Consider the following 22,424-nt stretch of genomic DNA (forward strand, 5'->3'; position numbering starts at 1 on the left):
CGACTAGTTCAGCGCTCCGACCGGCACCTCGGGTTGGTTCGCGCGACGTCCTTTGACGACAAAACCGACAACGACGAGCAGGCCAGTTCCGAAGAGCACGAAGGTTCCGGGCTCGGGCGTCGCGTAGACGAATTCCTGAACACCGCTGTTCGGTGACGCATTCCTGTCGGTCAGGATATGAAAATCATCATAGAAGCCAGCCGCCTGCTGCGAGTACTGGGTGTTCGCTTGATTGATCCAGTACCCCGTGCTGTACATGTTCGGGTTCGACGTATCGAAATTGCCCACGACGTCGCCCGCTGCAGCAGTCTTGTACGTCAGTCCATTCTGATTGCTCGTGATTGACCAGATCGCGGTCTGAATCGCCGTCGACAGCGTCGGATCCGTCGCAGGATTGGTCGGATACTTGGACGTCAGCCACGCCACCTTCTCGTACGCCGTGAGCGCGTCCTGCAACGAGTAGTACCCGTTGCTACCGTCCCGCGTGCTCGTGAGCAACGACAAATTCGAAATGGCCGCGCCCAAGCTGGTGCTGATCGCGGTCCACGTTTCGTTGATCATCACGTCGTGAAAGAAGTCGACGCAATTCAGCTGCTGTAGGCTTCCGTTCACGGTCCCTGAGTAAGGACTCATGTAGTAGCCAAACGCCGTCACGGCACCGCCGCCTGGTGCGTTCGGCGCGGTCAGGGTCGCCGTGACCTGCTGTTGGGCACCGGCAGACACTCCGGCCAACATCGAAAGGCCGGCAAACGTCGCTGCAAGTCGCAAACGCATAGGTGGGATGGGTGGGAAGCGAATGGTTTCCTGGTCGGGGTGGACCAGCTTTTCACATCGGACTGAAGGCAAGTTTCGGTCCGATGATCAGTTCGCTTGATGGGGCTCCCACGCAGCGTAACGTTTTGTATAGCATGGATATAGCATGCTGTAAACAAACATCGCTACGGTGCTTTATTGGCCCGAATGTCGGGTTGGCGCAACACGATGTTGCCCCGTCGGCTCACTGGCCGACGTTAGCCGCGAACTACGCGACTGCGAGGTCGAGCCGGAACGAGAAGCGCGTTCCCTTCTCCGGCGACGTCTCTACCTTCAGCGAGCTTCCCATCGCCTCGAGGACGGTGCGACAGATAGCGAGCCCGAGACCCGCACTCGAGAATCGGATCCCCACCGATCCCGGCCGGAAGCCATCGAATAGCATGGCCAGCACAGCGTCGGGAATGCCATGGCCCGTGTCTTTGACCCAGAACTCGACTGTCGTCTCATTGAGCTCGATGCAGCCGATCGAGACGGATCCCGCATCGGTGTAGCGGAGCGCGTTCGATGTGAGATTCAGCAGAATTCGGTTGATCGCCGACGGGTAGCCAATGCGCCCGTCGACCTGCGGATACGTCACGTGCAGCGGCAGGTTCTTCTCTTCGCCGATCGGCTGCACGATCGCGCAGACGTTGAGAATCACTTCCGTCATCGAGAACGGAATCGGCCGACCGTCGACGAGACGTTCACCGCGCACCGCGTCGATCAGATCCGATGAGAGAGTGCTCAAGCCCAGCGCCGCGCCGTAGACGAGACCGAGTTGCCGCTCTTGAATCGGCGACACTCGTCCGCTCTGTCCGCGACGAATCGTGTCGACGAGAAAGAGAATTGACGACATTGGCGATCGCATGTCGTGCGCAATCTCTACGACCGCATTGACCGACTCCGCGCCCGCCAGCCGCGCCACGAAACGTCCGGTCGCCGTCGACTCACTGCGGCGAATGACTTCCTCGAGCGCGGCAAAAATCGCAATCGTCTCGCGACCATCGGGCACGTACGATTGCATCGACAGCGCCGCGATGAATTCGGATCGCAGCACGTCGATGTATCGCCGTGGAACGTTGCACCGCGTGTCGTCGCCCGGCTCGACCACCGATCCGGGCGCCAGCGACGGAATCAACTCGACGATACCGTCGAGTTGATTCTGGATTTCGTCCGGCGTCTTCCCCTCGGTTTCCGAGAGAATACGCGACGAACGAATCGACGCTTCGCTGAGAGCCCGGTACACCAATGCCGACAGCGCGCCGCCAACAGACGAACGCAGCGAGCTCAATCGGGTACGAACGTCGATTGGTCGGACCGGTGCCGTACTAGGAGCAAAGGTGCCAAGGCTGGCAGACGCGAGGGATGGCGACTCCGACGAAGCGGACATCTAGCGTCATACGGGCGACGCATCACCAGCGTCGCGACGGAAGCCATGGCGCTGGAGCAACCGATACAACGTCGTTCGGTCGACGCTCGCCAATCGCGCTGCCCTGGAAACGTTGCCCGAGGCGCGAGCCACGAGCCGCGTCACGTACTCCTCTTCGAAGTTCGCGAGCACGTGTTCCTTGGCCAGGTGATACGCATTGTCCAACAGCGACGGCGATACCGAGGTAGACACCTCGCCGTGGCTGTCGCCGCGCGCCCATTCCTGATCCATCGGAAGATTGTCGATGCCAATCTCCGTATCCGGCTCCGCCAGCACGACGAGATGCTCGATCACGTTTTGCAACTCGCGCACGTTACCGCGCCACGGGCGCGACATCAGGAACTCGAGTGCCGACGAGCTGAATCGCGGCATGGAGTCGCGCGACGAATGATGCCGGTTCCAGAACTGAACCAGGAAGTGATTGGCGAGAATCGGAATGTCTTCGACGCGATCGCGAAGGGGCGGAAGCGTGATTCTGACAACGTTTAGACGATAGTAAAGGTCCTCTCGAAGAAGCTTGCCCTTGATCGCCTCTCGCGGATCGCGATTGGTCGCCGACACGAACCGAACATCCACCACCGCGTCGTGCTGCTCGCTACCGACGCGACGCACCACGCCGTCCTGAATCACGCGCAGTAGCTTGGCCTGCAGCGCCAACGGCATTTCCGTCAATTCGTCGAGAAAGAACGTGCCGTTGTTCGCGACTTCGAGGAGACCGACCTTGTCGCGATCGGCGCCCGTGAATGCACCTTTCCGGTGTCCGAACATTTCCGACTCGAGCAGCTGCTCGGGCATTGCCGCGCAATTGATCGGTACGAGACTGCGGCCAGCGCGTCGGCTATGCTGATGAAGGAACTGAGCGATGAGTTCCTTACCAGTTCCGCTCTCGCCAACCACCATCACCGACGCATCCGTCGACGCAACCTTTCGCGCGAGGTCGACCGCACGACGGAACGACGGCGAGGCGCCGAGCAGCGTGATCTTGTCGCTGTTTCCATTCCGCTCGAGCAATGTGTCGCGCGCTGTATCTTCGTCGCGGCGCGCGAGCACCGCATGAGCCGCTCGGCCGAACAGCACCTGAAGGTGCGTTCCAGAGAACGGCTTCGGGATATAGTCCCACGCGCCCAAACGAAGCGTCTCGACGCTCGACGCAACGCTCGGATTACCCGTCATCATGACGACGATCGTATCCGGACGAATGTCCAGGGCGGCCTTGAGAATCTCCACGCCTGAGACCGGCGTCATGCACAGATCGCACAGCACGATGTCGAACTGGGAGCGCCGAAGCATTTCGATCGCTTCGTCACCGCGTCCCGACACGGAGACATTGTAGCCCTCGACCTGGAGCAGACTCGCGCAGCCCTCGCGCAACGTCCGATCGTCGTCGATCACAAGAATGCGAATGCTCGACCGGTGCTTGGTCGATACGGTCACCGGGTCGGAGAATGCCTGTTCATCGCCCGAATGGACGAGCGACACTCCGGTGTCCGAAGAGCGCCCCGTTGGGGCGCTGGTTGGCGAATAAAGTCCGAACTCTGCCCGCGCTGATTTCATCGTAGACCCTTCATCGGGTGACCCACCCCGCCGTGTGTTTAGTGAGCGACGTCACAATAATATTGTGTCGGCGACTGTTGATGCAACACCACAGCAATCGGTGGGGCGACAATGCAACACCTGTCGGAGAGACATATTGCCTCTCCCAGGTTCAGGGCGCAAGCTCCTGTAACATTGTTTGGCAGTTGAATCTGCGCGTTAGGACCCGCCGGAAAAGTACACGGCGGGGCGCTCGATTCTGCGACGGGCCTGTCGCGATCGCGCCACGGCCCGGTAGAAAATTGACGAACTCTACGGCGTCAACTCGGCAAAACCTCGTCGAAGTTCACGGCGATCGAGTCGAATCCGCCCCGAGGGGCGCTAGCCAGGGCCGTTTCGGCCCGACGAACCAGTTCACTGGGAATAATATTCGCAGCGGCCAAATTCGATACGGCGCAGTACCCAGCCCTCAGCGATGACGCCCGATGACCATTGCGGGCCTTTCCACCGCCCTCGCCCATCGCCTGCTGCAGACGGTCAATCAAGCGCTGAACGCCCGCCACGTCGGTGTCAGGGGCCAAGATTGCGACCCTGGAGCCACCGAGGTAACCAAGGATGTCCGATCGCCGCGCCTGCGCGCGGCAAACGTCCGTGATCTCGGCCAATGCTTCCGTGGACTGCTCCGGCGTGTGCGCGGCCCCAAAAGCATCGTTCATGTCGGGAGACACGACGACGCAGGCAATCGCTTCGCGCTTACGCAGCGCCCGCGCCCCGAGCTGCTCCACCCAGTGCTGCAGACCATACTCCGTGTAGAGACCCGTCAACCGATCAAAGAGGGCCTTGGAGCGCACAGTCTCGATTTCGTGCCTGGCGCGAACAAAAGTGCCCAGCTTCGCCAGGAGCGTTTCGACGTCGACCGGCAGCGTACAGTAATCCCATGCGCCCGCCGCGTACGCCGCCGCGCGCACACGACTCGCGTGCTGCGCAGCCGCAGTGATAATGATGGGCGTAGAATGGTTGAACAACGGATCATCGCGGAGCGCGCGGGAAACGTCCACCGCACCAATATCCGGCAACGAATCGTCAAGGAGCACCGCATCCGGGTTTGTGCGCCGGGCAATCTCGAGGGCGCGACGGCCAGACTCCACGCGAAGGACGGTGTAGCCGTTCGACTCGAGAACATTCTCGAGGGATCGGCCTACCCACTCGCCTCCACTGGCAATCAAAACGAGCGCAGCCTGAGTCTGGGACTCGGTCATCGTAGGTTCGAAAAACGCGTTCGAAGGAGAAGCTGAATCGAGAACACCGGCACGACCCTGCCCATCACCTGCCCGAAGGCCCCGCATTCCGCTATTCAACAGCTACGCCACCGCTTTTGAGGGAAGCACACCCGCTGATCGCGCGTACCACTCCAACGCCTCCGCGAGACCATCGGTAAGTCGATAAATCGGCTCGTAGCCGAGCAGCCGACGTGTATCACTGATATTGGCCGAGGACAGACGGATGTCGCCCTGGCGAAAGCCTTCATAGATCGGCGAGGCATGCTCCACCGACGGAACGATCGGTCGCAGCCCGTTCTTGATCGACGTAAACAGCTCGTTCAACGACGACGTTTCGCCGCAGGCAACGTTGTACACGCGGTTCACCGCCTGGGCATTCGACGTCGTCGCCGCGAGGATATTCGCCTGGGCGACATTCGCGACGTGACAGAAGTCGCGGCTCGTTTCCCCATCGCCATAGATGCGGCAGGGCTCATTCTGCAGAAGATTCGCAACCCAGCGCGGAATGACCGCGGCGTAGGCGCCGTTCGGATCTTGGCGACGGCCGAAGATATTGAAGTAGCGGAGCCCGACGATCTCCGAGCCGAACGAGCGCGCAAAAGACATCGCGTACATCTCGTTCGCGGCCTTCGTCGCGGCGTACGGCGACAGCGGGCGGCTCAGACGATCTTCGGACAACGGCAGCTCTTCGGAATCGCCGTAGACCGCGCACGACGACGCATACACGACTCGCTTTACACCGGTCTCACGCGCCGCAACGAACATGTTGAGCGTGCCGTCGACGTTCACTGCGTTGCTCGTGATTGGATCGTCGAGCGAGCGCGGAACCGACCCGAGGGCCGCTTGATGAAGTACGTAGTCGACGCCAGTGCACGCCTTTCGGCAGGTTGCCAAGTCGCGAATATCGCCCCGGATCATCCGAAAGCGCGCGGCGCCTCCGGGCACGGCGGCGAGTACGTCGTCGATGTTGGCCTGATAGCCGGTCGAAAAATCATCCAGACCCACGACCGTTTGCCCGAGCCCCAGCAGGGTCTCGAGAAGGGTCGATCCGATAAAGCCTGCGACTCCAGTTACGAGCCAGACGCGCGGGTTCGCCGCTAACTCGTTTCGTAGTACCTGGTACGGACTCTGATTCATCGGTCTCATGTTTCGAGCTCGGCTTCGAAGCTCCAAGTGTTTGGGCGCTGCGTCGTAACGCGGGATTGGAGGCGCGCCCGAAGCCACTTGGTGCTGGTGCGGTGTCGTAAAGCATCGATCAATCGGCAGACAGCCGCCTCAGCCCGGCTGCCGAAAGCAGGTTCTATTCCCGGCACGTCAGACGGGAGATTGCCGCTAAACGCAACATCGACAGGCGCTTGGGTCCGAGTAGCTCTTCCCGGAAAATGGGAGGCCACGCAGAACTGTCGCGGTGGCGCGGCAAGACTGTTGAGGAGACACGACAGAACGCCCGGCGTGTGCCGGCGCTATACGAACGGTCGAGCGAGTGGTGCCAGCGGCGGTAAAACACGCCGCCGACACCGCCCACGGACTATGGGACGATCGTGAGTTGCAATCCGATACTGCGCGTCGAGGGCAATTGTCCCATTTCGACTCCGCGCAGTTGGTACGGGCTAAACACCGTCTCGGGATCGACGTTCGGAATCTTGGACCACGTATACAAATTCCGGCCGATCAGCGATGCACGAACGCTCTCGAACGGCAGCGAGGCCACTCCGGTGGGAATCGCAACGCTGAGACGCGCTTCACGAACCTTGAAATAGCTCGCGCTATACAGCCACTGGTCGGGAATCGCCGCCAACGCGTGGTAGTAGTCCTGTGTCGACACGTGCTGCGTATTGGCCTTCCCTGTCGCATCCACGCCGGCAATCAGCAAACCAGAATCGGGGCGGAAAGCGGTGGTCGCGAGCGTTCCAGCGTAACTTCCCGACAGGTTGGTCCCGCTGAACACCTGACCACCAAGATGCGCGTCGGCCACCGCCGTCAGGCTCACCCAGCGATAGCGCACGGTGTTGCTCAGGCCAACGACCCAGTCGGGTTGGCTCGTCCCGAGTTGCTGTGGCCCCGAGGCCGAATCAGCGACAGGAAGGCCGTTCCGGAGAATTGGCGCACCGGTCGACGAACGCAGCATCCGCCGCCCCATGAACACGCCTAGGGGCTGTCCGGCGCGAGCTTCAACGGTCATTCCCCAGAGCGCAGGGCCGAGCAACACCGACGAAGCGGAACCGTAGAGGCGATCGACCTGGTTCGAATTCTTCGCCGCATTTGCCGCGATGTTCCAACCAAAACCATCCTCGCCGTCGCCAAACTGGGCCGACAGGCGCGCTTCGATTCCCTGATTCGTGACTTCGGCCGCATTCGTCGCCTGCAGTGCCCCGGTCGTCGCGTTCGCGACCGGAAGAATCACATTCGACGTTTGCTCATGATAGATATTTAAACCAAGACCGAGGCCAAAACGCCGGAATCCAAAGTCGGCGCCAGCTTCCATTCCGGTCGTCATCTCGGGGCTGAGACCCGCGCTTGGTACGAGCAAGCCCGCGCCGATTGGCGCCACCGCGCCCGTCGGTGTCCGGCCGGCGAACATCGTTTCGATTCCATATGGCGTGACATCGGGTGCATCACGCCACCACGAGCCATGCACCACGGCCGACGTCAGCTTGCTCTCCGGCCCCTGCGATCCCATCGCTCGGGCCAAGTCGAACGACCCACGAACCGACGGCAACAGCGCGGTCGCGCTCAAGCTCGGAAGAATCGACACCCACTCGTTGCGCACGGTCGCCTGAATCCCGGCGCCATTGGCGAAGGCGAAACCAGTTTCGCCGAACACCGCCTTGGTGCTGGAACTCGCCTGCCACGCGGCGGGCGACGGGACTCGCGCGGTATCGGGCGCCCCGGCCGACGGCAAGTTCGCCGCTGAATCTAGACCAGCGGTGCGCACGTGCTGCGACGTCGAAACGACGTCCGCACCGCCACCCACCGTCCAACGGACACCGTTCTCCAACGTGCGCTTGGCATCGAGCCGCAGGCCGGCGCTGTTCTGCTGCGACCCTGCTTCGTCGCCCTCGGAGCCACCCTTGGAGAAATTGCCCGAGCCAGTATAGAACGGAAATCCGCCCTGCCAGCCCGACGCGAGACGAAACAGCCTGCCATCGCGGTAGTAGTCCACACCACCATCCGCGGTTGCGCTGAGCCACGGCGCAAGCGCAAATGTCGCCGTGCCACTGCCCGCGAGGTGATACCGGCGCGAGTAATTGGTATCGAGCAACGAGAGGACGTACGGATTGTTCTGGCCAGTGTAATTCCAACTGATCTGCCGCCCGGTTGCATCACGCAGATGCTTCCGAAGCGAATCGGTATCGACCTGCCGTCCCATGCGCGTGAACTGGAAGACCGGATTACTTTCGCCAAACCCAGTCCCCGGTGCGTTGTCGTTTTTCGTCTCCACGCCAAGTCCCGCCAGTGAGAGCTCGAGGCGCTTCGTCGGCTGAACAGTCAGTCGGACGGACCCATCCCGGCGCTGAAGGCTGTTCTCAGGCGTGATTCCAGTCGTCGTGCGGTTTGCTCCCGCCACGCGGAACGAGGCCACGTCGCTGCGCCCCTGCATCGACACCGTCGTATTCGACGTCCGACCCGACTCGAAGTAGTTCTCGACGTTACTGGCTCGAGGTCTCCACAGGCGAACATCTGCCTGGCCGGGTTCGGTATAGCTCGCCTGCGCCACAGCACGCCCGTCGAGCGCGGGACCCCAGCTCTGATCAACAGCGTCATTCACACCGCCGCCACGGCCATTGAAGAACTCGAATTTTCCGTTCAGGCCCTGGCCATAGGAGTTCTGAAATGCCGGCAGACGAATGAATGATTCGTTGGTGATGGACTGGCTCGCCGAGACGCCAAAGTGCGGGCCACCCAGCCCACTCTTCGTCGTGACCGCGATGACTGAATTTGCGCCTCGACCGCCATACGCAGCCGCAGCATCGGCGCCAGTCAACACGCGAACCGATTCGACGTTTGACAGGTCGAGATCGGAAATCGAACTGCCGTAGTCGAAGCCGCCCAGGCCAAAGCGCTGCGCCGCCGACGCAAACACGGTGTTATCCATGCGAAGCCCGTCAACCACGTAGAGCGGCTGGCTCGAGCCAAGTACCGACCGAGGACCACGGTAGATCAATTGAGCCGATCCGCCCGGGACCGACGCCGGAGACACACTGAGGCCGGCCACGCGTCCAACCAGTACACTGGGTAGATCCGCAGGTCCTGCCACGTCGCCAATTTGGATGACGTCGCGCGTCGACGGCTTCGCTGCAATCAGTTCCTCGCGCGATCGGCGCGCCGTATCTGCCGCCACTGGAGACGTTGGAGACGCTGGAGACGTCGGAGACACTGCTACCGCAGCGGGCTCCCCGGCGTTGGCGACGACCAAGTCGAAGTCCTGCACAATCGGTTCGCCCACCAACTCGATGCGCGCCGACTTCGGAGTGTATCGGAGACGACGATCAGCCATCGTGGCGACAACCGTCACCTGCTGCCCATGCACATTCGCCGACGAGATGAGGAGGCTGTATCGGCCATCCGCGTTCGTCGTTCGATCGATCTTGAGCTCATCGATTCTGACGTGCGCGCCGGCGAGCGGCAGCCCACCCGAGGTGACGTGACCGGTGACCGCCACCGAACGCTGAGCGAGTGCGCTCGTCGTCGATAGCGCCGTGAGACTTACGGCGACGCCAAGAAGCTTGAAGAGCGCCGCGCGATTCATACGATGGTTCACGGTGTAACTCCGATGACGACGTACCGTGGGGTCAGTTGTAGCGATGGGGTGTCAAAGCCGAGTTCTCCAACGGTGTTACGTCCCCAACAGGCGACGAAACCATCGGTCGTAACGCCGCAGGTCTGTTGGAAACCCGCGCTGATCGAAGCAAACCGGAATGTCGAAGCAACCTGCGTTGGGGTCCCGCGCGACGTGGTCGTGCTGTCTCCGAGCTGCGCGGACGAATTGTCGCCCCAACAGAACGCACGACCGTCGCTCGCCAAACCGCACGCGTGCGCCGCACCGACGCTGATCGACGCGAATGTCGGCGCGTTCGGGTAGTTGGTCGGAACCACCGCACCAGCGTTGGCTCCCCAGCAGTAGGCGGTACCGTCCTGGGTGAGACCACACGTCCACGTCGAACCAGCGCCAAGCGATTTCCAATGAAGTCCGCCAGAAACAGCGGTTGGCGAACGCCGGGTCGTCGTCGTTCCATCGCCGACCTGACCGTTCGCGTTCAATCCCCAGCACACCGCGGTTGCGTCGGTGGTGATGCCGCACGAGTGCGACGCACCGCTGGTCACCGCGTTGAACTTGAAGCCGCCGAATACCGGTTGCGGAATGTTCTTGCGGCTCGTGCCGTTGTCGCCGAGCTGCCCCGTGGTGTCGATGCCCCAGCAATACGCCGAGTGATCGTTCGCGAGAGCGCAGTTGTGCTGTCCACCTGGACTCACCTGGAGCCACGCGATATTGCTCTGCAGGCGCGTCGGGACATAGTTGGTGGTCACCACGCCGGTCGTGTCGACGAAGGCGTTGATTCCCCAACAATAGATGGAGAGATCCGTTGCAGTGCCGCAGAAGTGCGCCCCCGCACTTCCACCGACAACACTGGCGAAGTGAATTCCGCCTTTCGTGACGGTCGGCGCGGATCGAGTTTTCGTGGTATCGCCGGTTCCAATCTCTGGAGGCTGACCGAAGCAGCTCGCGATTTGATCGTTCGCAGTCGTACAGGTAGCCGTCTGCGTGGTTGTCACCTGCGGCGCCGAGAAGCGCACCGACGTTCCCGTCGCGGTGGCGTGAAGGACGATCTTGGCCGCTTCTACGGTCACGATGAGCTGCTGGTCACCAGTCGCGTCGCCAAGCGTCCACACGCCCGGACTCGCTGATCCGTCTGCGGCCGTCGACACCACGCCATTCGCGACGCGACCGTTACCGGTCGGCGAGAACGTGACGGGAACGGCCGCGCGCGGCTTGCCGGCGGCATCGACCAACTTGATTGACGGCACGACGGGGAGTGCGGACAGGATGCTGCCCGTTTGCACGTCGCCCTGCACGAGGACGAGCGCCGGATAGGCGTTCACGGTGAACGTCGTCGCGTTGTCTTTCACCCACGCGATTGCCGTACTGTCCTGGCCTACGACCGTTGCGGTCACGACGTTCTGCGCAGCCGTGGCGCCGAGCGTCCATTTGGCTGCGGCAATTCCATTCGCCCCAACCGTGACGAGAGCCGGAGCAGCGGGCGAAATCGTTCCACCACCAGCTTTGACTGCAAAGGCAACGCGCGCGCCAATCGCGGGTCCGCCGTTCAGGGTCGTCACCGCAACGCGAATCGAATCGAGCAAGCTTCCGCCGGGCGACACTGCGACCGGCGGATTGAATTGCACCGCGGCAACCTTTGCTGGCCCCTCCCAAACGACGTGGATCTGCACTCCGCCAGACGTCACGCCGAGGGCAGATGCCGTTATGACGGCGACTCCGGTGTCGCGCGCCGTGAGCTTTCCGTCCGGTCCGAGCGATACGACCGAATCGACGGTGCTCCGCCAGGCGAAGGGCACTGCCGTCACCTTGTTTCCGGTGTCGCGCGCCGTCGCGGTCAGCGTCAAAACGGTTCCGCGCTCCAGCGATCGACTGCCTCCGTCGATAATGATGGAAGCCAATCGCAGTGTCGGCGGATCTGGGTTCGCGACGTCGCCGCCGCAGCTTCCGGCCAGGAGACTTGCCGCGAGCATCGACAGCGCAACGCGACTGGAACTAAATGACGGAATTGAGCGTAGACGCATTTCTAACTTCCGCCATTTCAACGACATGGCGTGCTCCGAAAGTCTGAGGAAGGCAGGACAAGCTGGCTCATCGGGAGATGAGTATCGGCTGGTAGCCAGCGTTTATTCTCGACAATGATTCAGACAACTCTAGAAATCAATCGTAGTGGGCGGGCCGCGAAATCTCCACGCGACACCGGGCTCATCGGGCGCTTTTTGTGCCTCGCGTCACTTCGTGCGGTCCGTAACGTAGATTCTCGTAGTGCGTCTTTGTTTCGGACTCGCAGCATCTGCTGGACGTTTCGAAATCACGTTGTTGTCGGCGATGAACTGTTTCGCCATCCGGATCGCGTCACCGTAGGAACGTCCTCCTCCCTGTCCCATATCATGTTTTCGGTTCGTCCGCGTATAGCGGCGTTTGTCGTCGCGATGAGCGCCACCGTAATCGCTCATCCCACGCACGCGCAGACCCCAGGGGTCCGACTCCCCGACGCGACTCGCGCGCAGCTCGTAGCCAAGCTCAAAGCCGCAGATAGCCTTGGCCGCCGCGAAGAGGCATACCTGCTTCGCACACGGCTTCGCGACGGCGACTTTGAAGTCGGCGACAAAATTTTCGTTAGCTACGAAGGCCAGGGCTTGAACAAGCGCGACACGCTTCTCGTTCAGGCAGGCCGCATCATTCAGCTCGGCGAGCCAATGGGCGACTTACATGTCTCCGGCGTGCTTCGCTTTGAGCTTGGCGACAGCATCCGTGCCCGCGTCGCGGCCAACTTTAAGAACGAAGTGGTTCACGTGGCGCCGCTGGTTCGGTTGTCGCTATCCGGCGCCGTGAGAGTGCCTGGCTTCTATAGCGTGCCGCCCGACGCGCCGCTGAGCGACCTGATCATGCGTGCCGGACAGGATCCGAGCTCGGATCTTTCAGACATCGTCATCAAGCGCGGCGAAACGATCGTGCTGTCCCGCGCCGACGTTCAGGTCGCGCTCAGCGACGGTCTGACGGTCGAGCGACTCAATCTCGATCCGGGCGACGAAATCGTGGTTGGCCGCCGTCGATCGATCCCCTGGGCGACGATCATCCCGGTTGGGCTCAGTGTCGTTACGACGCTCCTACTGATCATTGGGAAGCACTAGACCGACCGATCATTTGATGATCGCTCGCCACTATCTGGATCTCATTCTCAATCGGTTCGTGATTTCCCATGTCTGACCCGCTCCTGCCGACCCACGCGTTGGCGCCATACAACGAGACGCAGCTCCAGCCCTGGCAGGATTTGCGTCCCGCCAGCCCGGCGCCTGCACCGTCGCCGCTCGATCGTCCAATCGCGGCCATTCGCCGGTACAAGTGGCTGCTGATCGCCATCGTACTTCTGGCGACCGGCGCAGGCGTGGCCGCCACTCGCGTCATCGCGCCTCAATACGAGGTGCAAGCGAGAATCATGATTGCGTCGGACAGCCCGATGGAAACGCGGTCGGGACCCATTCGCGCATCCGGGCTGTTGGCGCCGGACGACTGGTCGACGCTTCTGCGAAGCGGCACGATCTCGGACGCCGTCGTGCGTAAGCTGTCGCTGTTTCTCCAGCCGGCGAACAAGGCCGATGCGCCGCTTTTCCGCGGCTTCGAGACGACAGAGATGTTCGTTCCAGGCAAGTACGAGTTGGATATCGACAAGGATAACCGTCGATGGACCTTGCTCATGCAGCCGTCTGCTCGCGCGGTAGACAGCGGCGCGGTCTCCGACTCTGTCGGACGTCGACTCGGCTTCCAGTGGGTTCCTAGCATTCCTGCGGGCGGGAGCGGCGTTCAGAAAGTGCGATTTACGCTCTCGACTCCGCGTGAAACAGCACTCAAGCTCACCGATCGCCTGGGAACACCACGCCGGCCGGAGAGTAACTTTTTCCTGTTGGTGCTCCAAGACCCGAACGGTCCGCTCGCTGCGAATATCATCAACACGTGGGCGCGAGAGTTCGTCGATGTCGCGACCAAGCTGAAGAAGCGAAAGCTCACCGAGTACGCCGCGACGCTCGAGGCCCAGGTCCACACGGCCAAGACGGCACTCGATAACGCGGATCTTCAGCTCTCCACATTCAAGGTCAACACCATCACCCAACCGCGCGAAGGTGGAAGTCCGATCGCTGCGGGCGTCACGGAAACGCGCGACCCGGTGATGAAGGACTTCTTCGATCGCCAGATCGAAGCGGAAGGCCTGAAGCGCGACATCCAGATGTTGCGCGCCGTAATGCCGTCGATCGACAGCGTTCCGACCGAAGCACTTCTTCAGGTTCGCGCCGTCGCGACGAATCCCGCTGCCGAGAACCTGCGCAGTGCGCTGACCGAATATCGCATGCGACAAGGTCGGCTCGACACGCTGCTCACGTACCTGACCGAACAGAATCCTCAGGTGAGGAACGTTCAGGCGCAGATGACCACCCTGCGTCGCGAGAAGATTCCCCAGACCGCTCGGCAGCTGTTGCGCAGTCTCGAAATTCGCGCCGAGGACGACAGCGTTCGTCTCGCTAGCGCGACACAAAACCTTCGACAGATTCCAGAGCGCACCATCGAAGAGGAACGGCTCCGCCGAAATCGTGATGGCGCAGCAACGCTGTTCATCAACCTGCAGAGCCGGTTCGGCGAGGCGCAGCTCGCCGAAGCCAGCACCGCACCAGACGTCGCCATTCTCGATTCGGCCATCGCGCCGTTAGCGCCGGCCAAGAATACGGCGCCAAAACTGATCTTGATGGCGATCATGGCGGGCCTCGGTTCGGCCATCGGCCTCGCGCTCTTGCTCGATCGACTCGATAGCCGTTTGCGATACCCCGAACAGGCAACGGATGAACTCGGGCTGGCGATCGCCGGCACAGTTCCCCGGTTCCCGAAGCGCGGCGTCGATCAGAATTCGCCCGAGCAGATGTTCCAGTTGATCGAGGCGTTCCGTTCGTTGCGCATGAGCGTCGCGAATTCGCAGCCCAGCGGGCCGATTTCGATCGCTATTTCGAGTCCGTCGCCGGGTGAGGGCAAGTCGCTGATCTCGGCAAATCTGGCAATGTCGTTTGCGGATGCCGGGCTGCGGACAGTGCTCGTCGACGGTGATACTCGTCGGGGCGTGCTGCACGAGATGTTCGCGTTGACGGGAAAACCCGGATTGACCGACTACCTGTCTGGATCGGCCAACCTGTCGACCGTGCTCCGCCCGACCGCGCACGAGTCGCTGAACGTGATTGCCTCCGGAACGCGTCGCCGTCAGAGCCCGGAGCTTCTGACCTCGGCGAGACTTCCAGCGCTGGTGGCTGAACTACGCGGCATGTTCGATGTCGTGGTATTCGACACGCCACCGCTGGCAGCTGGAGTTGATGGTTACTCTATCGCGTCGGCGACGGGTAACCTCCTCGTGGTTCTGCGCGTTGGAAAGACGATGCGCAGGTTGGCTGCGGAGAAGCTCCGCATGTTCGAGCGACTGCCCGTCAACGTGGTTGGAGCTGTTCTGAACGGCATCGGCCTGGACGGAGCCTACAGCTACTACGGGTACGTGCCTGGTTACGCGGCCACGGACGAATCGGAGCAGACTGACCTCGTTCGAAGGACCTGATCGATCGGCCGTACCCAAGGACGGACAGAACAACAAAGGGCGAGTTTGACCACTTAAGGTCGAACTCGCCCTTTGCGTTGTGATCTAAGTCGAAATCTAATGTGACGTAGGTTGCATTCGAGATCTGCTGTCCTGGTGTTGCGACCGTACCGACATCCTGTGGAGCGCGCGCAACAGACTAAGGCACGTGTAAAAAATGATGCCATGTTAAGTAATCGCGTAACTCGTTGTTATTACACAGCTTACACTCTCTGTGCCACTCCGGAGTCCGTAGCACGGGCACTGCATAGGACCGCTTCCGAAAACGCGGCGGAAACGCTCGTCGCGAAACTGATTCGGCCCGACGGAGGGGTTAGGCAATGGGTACAGCGGTATCGCAATTCAATACGTCCCGGTCATCGCGCGGCAATGCGTTCCAATACGGCGCGGCCGGCGCGTTCGCAGATGTAGCCCTTGAGATCGTCGCAACGCCTTACGCTGACGCGCCGCTGGCGTTGGTCGAGGCAGACGAGGTCCTTCCCGGTGAGCGCTCGGAGTTCCTGAGCCGCGCCGTAAACCTCTCGGTTGCGCTCGTCGCGCTCGTCCTGGCGGCGCCGCTGATGCTCCTGGTGGCGCTCGCCGTGTGGGCGACGTCGCCCGGACCGATTCTCTACTCGCAGGTTCGCGTTGGCGTTGACCGCCGGTTCCGGTCGAAGCGGTCGTATGACCGCCGAGGCTATGACCATGGCGGCCGCCTCTTCAAGATGTACAAGTTCCGCTCGATGCGCGTCGATGCCGAGGCTGATGGCAAGGCGGTGTGGGCACAGAAGAGCGACCCGCGCACCACGATGATCGGCAAGTTCCTGCGCAAGACGCGCCTGGACGAGCTCCCGCAGTTCTACAACGTCATCCGTGGCGACATGAACATCGTCGGACCGCGTCCAGAGCGTCCCACGATCTTCGCACAGCTCCGCGAGGACATCCCACAGTACGCCCAGCGTCAGCGCGTCAAGCCGGGCATCACAGGTTGGGCCCAGATCAACCAGTCGTACGACTCGTGCCTTGACGACGTTCGCAACAAGGTCCGTTTCGACCTGGAGTACGTCGCCCGCCAGAGCGTTGGCCACGACCTGCGTATCATGTCCATGACGCTTCCCGTCATGCTGTTCCGCAAGGGCGGCTGGTAAGCTAGGCTGCGGTTGTAGGTCGCTCGACCTGGAGGCCGGTGAAGTCAGCGGTGGCGCCCCGAGACGCCCACCTCTGAAACCTCACCGGCCTCTCGCAGTCTGTATCCGATGAAGATCACTCACCTGCTCGCGCCGGCGGCGTTTGGCGGCCTGGAACGCGTCGTACACTCCCTGGCGGTCGCGCAGCAGGCCCGTGGCACCGAGGTGTGCGTCGCCGCGCTCCTCACACCAGGGCGTCCAGAGCCCGCCCTGCTCGACGGCCTGAGGCGCGATGGCGTGCGTGTCGCACCCATCACGACCCACCCACGCAACTACATCGAGCAGATCGCTGCCGTTCGTCGGCTTTGCCGGCAATCGGGAACCGAGGTGTTGCATACGCACGGATACCTTGCCGACCTCGTCGGGTGGTTCGCCTGTCGATCCGGCGGCCCGCCCATTGTCTCGACGGCGCACGGGTTCACCGGCAATAGCCGACGTAGCAGGTTATACGAACGGCTGGACCGGCGAGCGTTCCGTCGGTTTGACGCCGTGGTCGCGGTCTCGCGCAAGCTCGCCGACGATCTGGCGAGCTCCGGTGTCCCGCGCCGGCTGATCCATACGATCGTCAACGCTTGGGGTTCGAACACACCGTTTCAACCGGCAAACGCTGCAAGAGAGAGTTTGGGAGTGCCCGCGGGATTATTCAGCATCGGCTGGGTCGGTCGGATTACCGCCGAGAAGGGGCTGGACGTGCTGGTGGACGCCCTGCCCCATCTTCGTGACCTCCCCATTCGGGCAACCATCCTCGGCGACGGTGCCGATCGAACCGCGTTGACGCAGCGTGCCGACTCCCTGGGACTCGCCGATCGTATCACCTGGAAAGGGGCGACCGCGGGTGCCGCACAGCTGTTGCAGGGCCTCGATGTACTCGTCATTAGCTCGCGGACTGAGGGGACGCCGATGACACTTCTCGAGGCGATGGAAGCAGGCACCCCGATCGTGGCAACGGCCGTCGGCGGAATACCCGACGTGATCTCTGACCAGTACGGCCTTCTCGTGCCGTCGGAGAATCCCCAAGCGCTGGCCACGGCGATTCGAGCGGTGTACGACGATCGGTCGGCAGCCGCGGTCCGCGCTCAGAATGCGAAAACACGGTTAGAGACCGCCTTCGCCGTTGAACCCTGGCTGGATCAATACGAGCAGCTGTACCTCTCGCTCCGCACCCAAGTCCATTCCTGAAATGAAGATCCTTCCCTGGATCCTCCTCGCGCTCCCGATCGTACTGGCGGTGTACGCCTACGCTCTGTACCCGCTGTTGCTCCGTCTGCTGCCGCGGCCGACGCCTCAGATCCCGGCGTCAAAGCCCGGAGATCAGCTCCCGATGGTGAGCGTCGTCGTTCCCGCGTACAACGAAGAGGCGCAGATTCGCGGCACGATCCAGTCGTTGCTCAACCAGGATTACCCGGCTGATCGCCGTCAAATCCTGATCATCTCTGACGCGTCGAGCGACCGCACGGACGACATCGTCCGCGAGTACGCCAATCAGGGCGTCGAGCTGGCACGGATGCCATCACGCGTCGGTAAGACGACAGCGGAGAACACGTGCTGCAACCGACTAGTCGGCGAGATCGTGATCAACTCGGACGCCTCCGTTCGAATGCGTCCACAGTCGATTCGCTTGCTCGTTGCGGCAATGGCCGATCCGACGGTGGGCGTCGCGTCAACGCGCGATCTCAGCGTCGCGCCGGGCCACGCTTCGGCGAATGAGACGGAGGCCGGCTACGTCGGATACGAGATGCGCGTTCGCCAGCTGGAAACGCTGGCCGGCGGCATCGTCGGCGCTTCCGGTTCCGGATACGCAATTCGACGCGCTCTGCATGACATTCCTCTCCCCGACATGTTGAGCCGCGATTTCTCGGCGGCGCTGACGGCTCGCTGGCACGGGTACCGCGCCGTGTCAGTTGACGATGCAATTACGGGTGTGCCCCGTACGACTTCGCTGCATCACGAGTATCGCCGAAAGGTGCGCACCATCAGCCGCGGCATGGACACCCTGTGGCACTGGCGCAGACTTCTGGACCCGATGCGTGTGGGATCGTTCGCCTGGAAACTCTGGAGCCACAAAGTCGCCCGCTGGATGATCCCCGTCTCGGCGATTCCGGCGACGTTGGGCTTGATCATGCTTGCACCGACGTATTGGTGGGCACAGCTCGGACTCGTTGGCGCCGTACTGGGAGGCGTCGTCATCGCCACCGCCTGGAACTGGCCGGCCGGACGACGCATGCCTGGCCTGCTCTCGATTGCAGGATTTGGTCTGCTCGCGAACGTCGCCGTTATTCACGCCGTGTTCCGCCTGCTAGGCGGTCACGTGGATCACGTATGGGAGCCGACCCGCCGCGCGACACTCGCCCAGCAGGTCTGAGGTACGAGAGCATTGATGAATCGCGTCGCGGCAATCGCGCGAGGAGCCTAGGATGACCACGACCGCCGCACCAGTCGCGACCGGAACCAACACCGCCGCGTCCGGCGCCACCAAACCAGGGAAAGTGGCGAACCGCATCGCCGAACTCGACGTGCTGCGCTTCATCGCTGCAGCGTCGGTCGTGGTTTACCACTTCACATATCGGCCGATGCGCCATGGCGCAGTCGACGAACAGTTGTTCGGCGGCCTGCAGTCGGTGAGCCGGTTTGGATACCTGGGCGTCAGTCTGTTCTTCATGATCAGCGGTTTCGTGATCCTGTGGAGTTCGCAGGCACGATCAGCGGGAGAGTTCGTCATATCGCGAATTGCTCGCCTCTATCCGTCGTTCTGGACCGCGGTGGCGCTGACGACGATCGTGCTGGCGATCGGCGGCGTCGATCGGATCTCCGCAAAAACGTTCCTGCTCAATCTCACGATGGTACCCGGCGCCCTCGGCGTGGGGTACGTGGACGGCGTGTACTGGACGCTGTTCGTAGAACTGAAATTCTATTTCCTTGTCTTCATAATCCTCATGACAGGCTCGATGAATCGCGTCGAGACCTGGTTAGCGGTCTGGCTCGCTGCCTGTGTGGTTGCTGCAACCGGTTTTGCGCCACGGGGGTTGGGTTCCTTGGCACTCTATCCGTACGGGCCATACTTCATCAGCGGTTGCATCCTATACCTGTTGCGTGCACGCGGACGGTCCGTCGCGCGGTTGGCCATGCTCGCCGTGTCGTGCGTGCTCGCGGCACGATATGCCATTCAGCAGCAGCCTGACTTCTTTCAGAATCCCACGCCTGCAACCGGCTGGATCGTCGCGTCGGCAATCGTCGCGTTCCACATCGTCTTTCTTGCGGTCGCTCTCGTTCCCAACATGCTCCCCCCGTCGCGTTGGGCCTACACGATTGGCGGGCTGACGTATCCGCTCTACCTGCTCCACAATCGAATCGGAAAGACGTTGGGCGCTCACCTGCCCGACCAGTGGTCGCCGTGGGTGTCGCTCGCCCTGGTATCCGCGGCAATTCTGATTCTCTCACAGATCGTTGCAGTTATCGTCGAGCGTCAGGCTTGCTCAGCGTTCCACAAATGGCTGTTGCGCGTGTGGAGCCGCGTCCGCCTGCGTCGCGTCGCCGCAGCGGCGTAGCCTCCGTCAGCGACGCTACACCGCGCGTGCGCTACCGCGCGGTGCCGATTCCAGCGAGGCGAAGGGCGAATCCGTCCAGCGTCATGCTTGCCGGAATATTGAGGCGCGGGAGGGCAAAACGATTCGCTCCACTCGTAGGCGTGAGCCAGCCGCCGTCGACACGGAACGCCCCTCGATACCCCGCTGCGGACGCCGCGCGTTCTACGAGCGGCGAATAGAGCCCGTACGGATACGCGATGCAATCGATCACCGAGTCGAATCGCTCGCGCAGCCAAGCCATCGGGCGGTTCATCTCGGACTCAAGTTCGTCGGCCGATAGAACACTCAGGTTTCGGTGCGACCAGGTGTGCGAGCCAAGCACTATCCCGGGTTGGCTCGACGCGTATCGGATCTGTTGCTCGGTGCCGATGCGGAGGTGCCGCGCCGACGCCTGTTCTGCCGCAGCACTGAGCCCAGCCCACGCGAGGACGAGTTCTCGATCGCCGCGTAGCGTTTTGAGCGCGTGATCTCGATTGGCTTCAGGAACCGCGCCGGCGTCTGCCGACGCAATTACATCCCACCACGGAAGCTGTCCGATCAGCCCCGGGGTGACGAACACCGTCGCCGGAAGCTGTCGTCGCACGAGTTCGTCGAGACCCGCGGTGATTGCACCGTCATACGCGTCATCGAACGTGATTGCGACGCGCGGCTTTCGCGACTCGTTCATCAACGGATCGAGCACCGCGTCTAGCGGAACGACATCATAGCCGTCGAGCAGAAGATCCAGCTGTCGAGCGAACTCAGTCTGAGCGATGTGCAGACTGCGATCCCCGCCGGGTTCGCCGCCAGTCGGTACGACGTTGTGATAGGCGAGGATCAATGCACTTCCGCGACGGCGGGCGCGAAGTACTGGCAAAACACCTGAGCGCGCAATCGCGCGCTCAGCCAATCGTTTGAGCCGGGGGTTCATGTCGACCGCGCGTTAGCGCGCTGCTGCCGGTTTCTTTCGAGCACCCAGTGTTGAGAGCTTCGATTCGAGATCGGCCAGCCGCTCATCCCATTCAGGCGCGCGCTGTTCGTACAACCGACGAACGTCGCGCTGATAGCGCGGCAGATCGCCGAAGAGCGCGCGAATCTTGGTCTCGAGATCGCGTGCGGTTCCATCGGTGTACACGGCGCCAGAGCTGAAGAACTCACGCAGCGCCATCGAGTCGCCGAGGATCAGCGGCTTGCCCATTCGCGTACCTTCGTAGCCGGCGCACACCAACGTGGCTGGCCGCACCGACACGGCCATCACGGCATCGCACCTCGCCATGAGAGCGAAGTATTCCGCGTCGGTCACGAATCCCGTTTGAATGAAGTTCGCCGGAGCGGTCGCGGCGACGTCGGCGTACTTCTTCTTCATGCGCCCGGTTATGCGAACAACGACCTCGCCCTCGAGATGCCGGCACGCCTCGATGGTCGCGGCGATCGGCTCATCGTCAGCCCACGACGCAGCAAATAAGATTTCCTTTGGTGCGTTCGGAGTTTTTGACTGGGCAGCCGAGTCGACGTCGGGCGGCTCCGGAAATGGATCTGGAAGCACGAACGGTGCGCCCCCGACCGCGCGGACGTATTCGGCGAGTTCGTCGTTGGTGACGATCGTCATGTCGGCATTTCGCAGACTGTAGCGACTCAACCATTCGGAGAGCTTGGCCTTGAAGCCTGCAGTTTGTCCGGACAGAAAGCCGAAGTTGCTATGGCGGTCGACGACGAGGGCGTAGCCGAGTGGCTTTTTCAGAAAGCTCGCGAGAGCGGCCAGGACCATTGACGGGTTCTGAACGAACACCGTTTGACCTCGCCGCCGGCTCAGTTCGCCAACCGTCTCCGCAATCGAGACGGGGTACCGGCGCCAGCTCTTGTCGTCAGTGAGGCAAAGGAGGAGCTTCGCGCGTACGCGGCCGGAGAGGGATAGCGATCGGCGCTGCTTCTCCCACGCGATCCAAACCCTGTCCTGACGCACTGGCGGGTCCACGGGCGCGATCTGGGCATTTGCGCGAGATGGGCGCACGGCGAGCTGTTCCGATGTCATGGTCGTGGTCGATGGGCCCTGATGCTTAGCGGCCACAGCCTGAACCGCTCGAACGAGCGAAACGGCGCCGAGGTGACCTCGCTGAAAAGGAAATTGCCACGGTGTCACCAGGCCGAAAAGGCCGCGCCTCCCAAGGACGCGACAGCGTTGCCCTCGCAACGCTGTCGCGTCCTTGGTACAGGCGTATACCATTAGTTGCCGGGTAGGCCAGACCGGCGTGACGCCT

15 protein-coding genes are annotated in these 22,424 nt (G+C 62.2%); 6 read left to right on the forward strand and 9 right to left on the reverse strand.

Annotated elements, in window-relative coordinates:
• Window positions 1–3 precede the first annotated feature (3 nt).
• From AC6H4Z_RS15040 to AC6H4Z_RS15070, 7 genes are all read right to left on the reverse strand, one after another.
• A complete protein-coding gene (locus tag AC6H4Z_RS15040) occupies window positions 4–774 on the reverse strand; it encodes a PEP-CTERM sorting domain-containing protein (protein WP_497542774.1) in 771 nt (256 codons plus the stop codon).
• A gap of 247 nt (window positions 775–1,021) precedes the next feature.
• Entirely contained in the window at window positions 1,022–2,182 is a 1,161-nt protein-coding gene (locus AC6H4Z_RS15045; protein WP_497542775.1) for a sensor histidine kinase, read from the reverse strand.
• A gap of 6 nt (window positions 2,183–2,188) precedes the next feature.
• Entirely contained in the window at window positions 2,189–3,700 is a 1,512-nt protein-coding gene (locus tag AC6H4Z_RS15050) for a sigma-54-dependent transcriptional regulator (protein WP_497542776.1), read from the reverse strand.
• Window positions 3,701–4,074: 374 nt separating this feature from the next.
• Complete coding sequence (locus AC6H4Z_RS15055) at window positions 4,075–5,013, reverse strand: GGDEF domain-containing response regulator (protein ID WP_497542777.1); 939 nt, start codon at window positions 5,011–5,013, stop codon at window positions 4,075–4,077.
• A 102-nt stretch (window positions 5,014–5,115) separates the two neighbouring features.
• A complete protein-coding gene (locus AC6H4Z_RS15060) occupies window positions 5,116–6,180 on the reverse strand; it encodes an NAD-dependent epimerase/dehydratase family protein (RefSeq protein ID WP_497542778.1) in 1,065 nt (354 codons plus the stop codon).
• Window positions 6,181–6,562: 382 nt separating this feature from the next.
• A complete protein-coding gene (locus AC6H4Z_RS15065) occupies window positions 6,563–9,796 on the reverse strand; it encodes a TonB-dependent receptor plug domain-containing protein (RefSeq protein WP_497542779.1) in 3,234 nt (1,077 codons plus the stop codon).
• Window positions 9,793–11,835 carry an RCC1 domain-containing protein gene (locus tag AC6H4Z_RS15070; protein WP_497542780.1) on the reverse strand — a complete coding sequence of 681 codons (2,043 nt, stop codon included), beginning with the start codon at window positions 11,833–11,835 and terminating at the stop codon, window positions 9,793–9,795. The genes AC6H4Z_RS15065 and AC6H4Z_RS15070 overlap by 4 nt, the downstream gene beginning before the upstream one ends.
• 366 nt (window positions 11,836–12,201) lie before the next feature.
• On the opposite strand from AC6H4Z_RS15070, the gene AC6H4Z_RS15075 reads away from it, so the two are divergent.
• The 6 genes from AC6H4Z_RS15075 (at window position 12,202) to AC6H4Z_RS15100 (ending at window position 20,148) form a co-directional block, all read left to right on the forward strand.
• Window positions 12,202–12,945 (forward strand): polysaccharide biosynthesis/export family protein, encoded by a 744-nt coding sequence (locus AC6H4Z_RS15075; protein WP_497542781.1) that lies wholly within the window; start codon window positions 12,202–12,204, stop codon window positions 12,943–12,945.
• Window positions 12,946–13,013: 68 nt separating this feature from the next.
• Window positions 13,014–15,398, forward strand: a complete 2,385-nt coding sequence (locus AC6H4Z_RS15080) for a polysaccharide biosynthesis tyrosine autokinase (protein WP_497542782.1) — start codon at window positions 13,014–13,016, stop codon at window positions 15,396–15,398.
• Between the two features lie 359 nt (window positions 15,399–15,757).
• Window positions 15,758–16,564 (forward strand): sugar transferase, encoded by an 807-nt coding sequence (locus tag AC6H4Z_RS15085; RefSeq protein ID WP_497542783.1) that lies wholly within the window; start codon window positions 15,758–15,760, stop codon window positions 16,562–16,564.
• Window positions 16,565–16,672: 108 nt separating this feature from the next.
• The gene (locus AC6H4Z_RS15090; RefSeq protein ID WP_497542784.1) at window positions 16,673–17,782 is read left to right on the forward strand and encodes a glycosyltransferase family 4 protein; all 1,110 of its coding nucleotides are present in this window, start codon (window positions 16,673–16,675) and stop codon (window positions 17,780–17,782) included.
• Between the two features lies 1 nt (window position 17,783).
• The gene (locus AC6H4Z_RS15095) at window positions 17,784–18,965 is read left to right on the forward strand and encodes a glycosyltransferase (RefSeq protein WP_497542785.1); all 1,182 of its coding nucleotides are present in this window, start codon (window positions 17,784–17,786) and stop codon (window positions 18,963–18,965) included.
• 52 nt (window positions 18,966–19,017) lie between these two features.
• Window positions 19,018–20,148: an acyltransferase family protein gene (locus AC6H4Z_RS15100; protein ID WP_497542786.1), complete on the forward strand. Its 1,131-nt coding sequence runs from the start codon at window positions 19,018–19,020 to the stop codon at window positions 20,146–20,148.
• A 31-nt stretch (window positions 20,149–20,179) separates the two neighbouring features.
• On the opposite strand, the gene AC6H4Z_RS15105 is transcribed toward AC6H4Z_RS15100, so the two are convergent.
• Window positions 20,180–21,097, reverse strand: coding sequence for a polysaccharide deacetylase family protein (locus tag AC6H4Z_RS15105; RefSeq protein ID WP_497542787.1), 918 nt, complete (start codon window positions 21,095–21,097; stop codon window positions 20,180–20,182).
• Between the two features lie 12 nt (window positions 21,098–21,109).
• Window positions 21,110–22,390, reverse strand: a complete 1,281-nt coding sequence (locus tag AC6H4Z_RS15110) for a glycosyltransferase (RefSeq protein ID WP_497542788.1) — start codon at window positions 22,388–22,390, stop codon at window positions 21,110–21,112.
• Between the last annotated feature and the right edge of the window lie 34 nt (window positions 22,391–22,424).

The sequence above is a fragment of the Leucogemmata humicola genome (genome assembly GCF_055379415.1).

Coding starts and splice junctions, on each gene's coding strand:
- AC6H4Z_RS15040 (WP_497542774.1), bottom strand. CDS start 774: ATGCGTTTGCGACTTGCAGCGACGTTTGCCGGCCTTTCGATGTTGGCC.
- AC6H4Z_RS15045 (WP_497542775.1), bottom strand. CDS start 2,182: ATGTCCGCTTCGTCGGAGTCGCCATCCCTCGCGTCTGCCAGCCTTGGC.
- AC6H4Z_RS15055 (WP_497542777.1), bottom strand. CDS start 5,013: ATGACCGAGTCCCAGACTCAGGCTGCGCTCGTTTTGATTGCCAGTGGA.
- AC6H4Z_RS15060 (WP_497542778.1), bottom strand. CDS start 6,180: ATGAGACCGATGAATCAGAGTCCGTACCAGGTACTACGAAACGAGTTA.
- AC6H4Z_RS15070 (WP_497542780.1), bottom strand. CDS start 11,835: ATGCGTCTACGCTCAATTCCGTCATTTAGTTCCAGTCGCGTTGCGCTG.
- AC6H4Z_RS15075 (WP_497542781.1), top strand. CDS start 12,202: ATGTTTTCGGTTCGTCCGCGTATAGCGGCGTTTGTCGTCGCGATGAGC.
- AC6H4Z_RS15080 (WP_497542782.1), top strand. CDS start 13,014: ATGTCTGACCCGCTCCTGCCGACCCACGCGTTGGCGCCATACAACGAG.
- AC6H4Z_RS15085 (WP_497542783.1), top strand. CDS start 15,758: ATGGGTACAGCGGTATCGCAATTCAATACGTCCCGGTCATCGCGCGGC.
- AC6H4Z_RS15090 (WP_497542784.1), top strand. CDS start 16,673: ATGAAGATCACTCACCTGCTCGCGCCGGCGGCGTTTGGCGGCCTGGAA.
- AC6H4Z_RS15095 (WP_497542785.1), top strand. CDS start 17,784: ATGAAGATCCTTCCCTGGATCCTCCTCGCGCTCCCGATCGTACTGGCG.
- AC6H4Z_RS15100 (WP_497542786.1), top strand. CDS start 19,018: ATGACCACGACCGCCGCACCAGTCGCGACCGGAACCAACACCGCCGCG.
- AC6H4Z_RS15105 (WP_497542787.1), bottom strand. CDS start 21,097: ATGAACCCCCGGCTCAAACGATTGGCTGAGCGCGCGATTGCGCGCTCA.
- AC6H4Z_RS15110 (WP_497542788.1), bottom strand. CDS start 22,390: ATGGTATACGCCTGTACCAAGGACGCGACAGCGTTGCGAGGGCAACGC.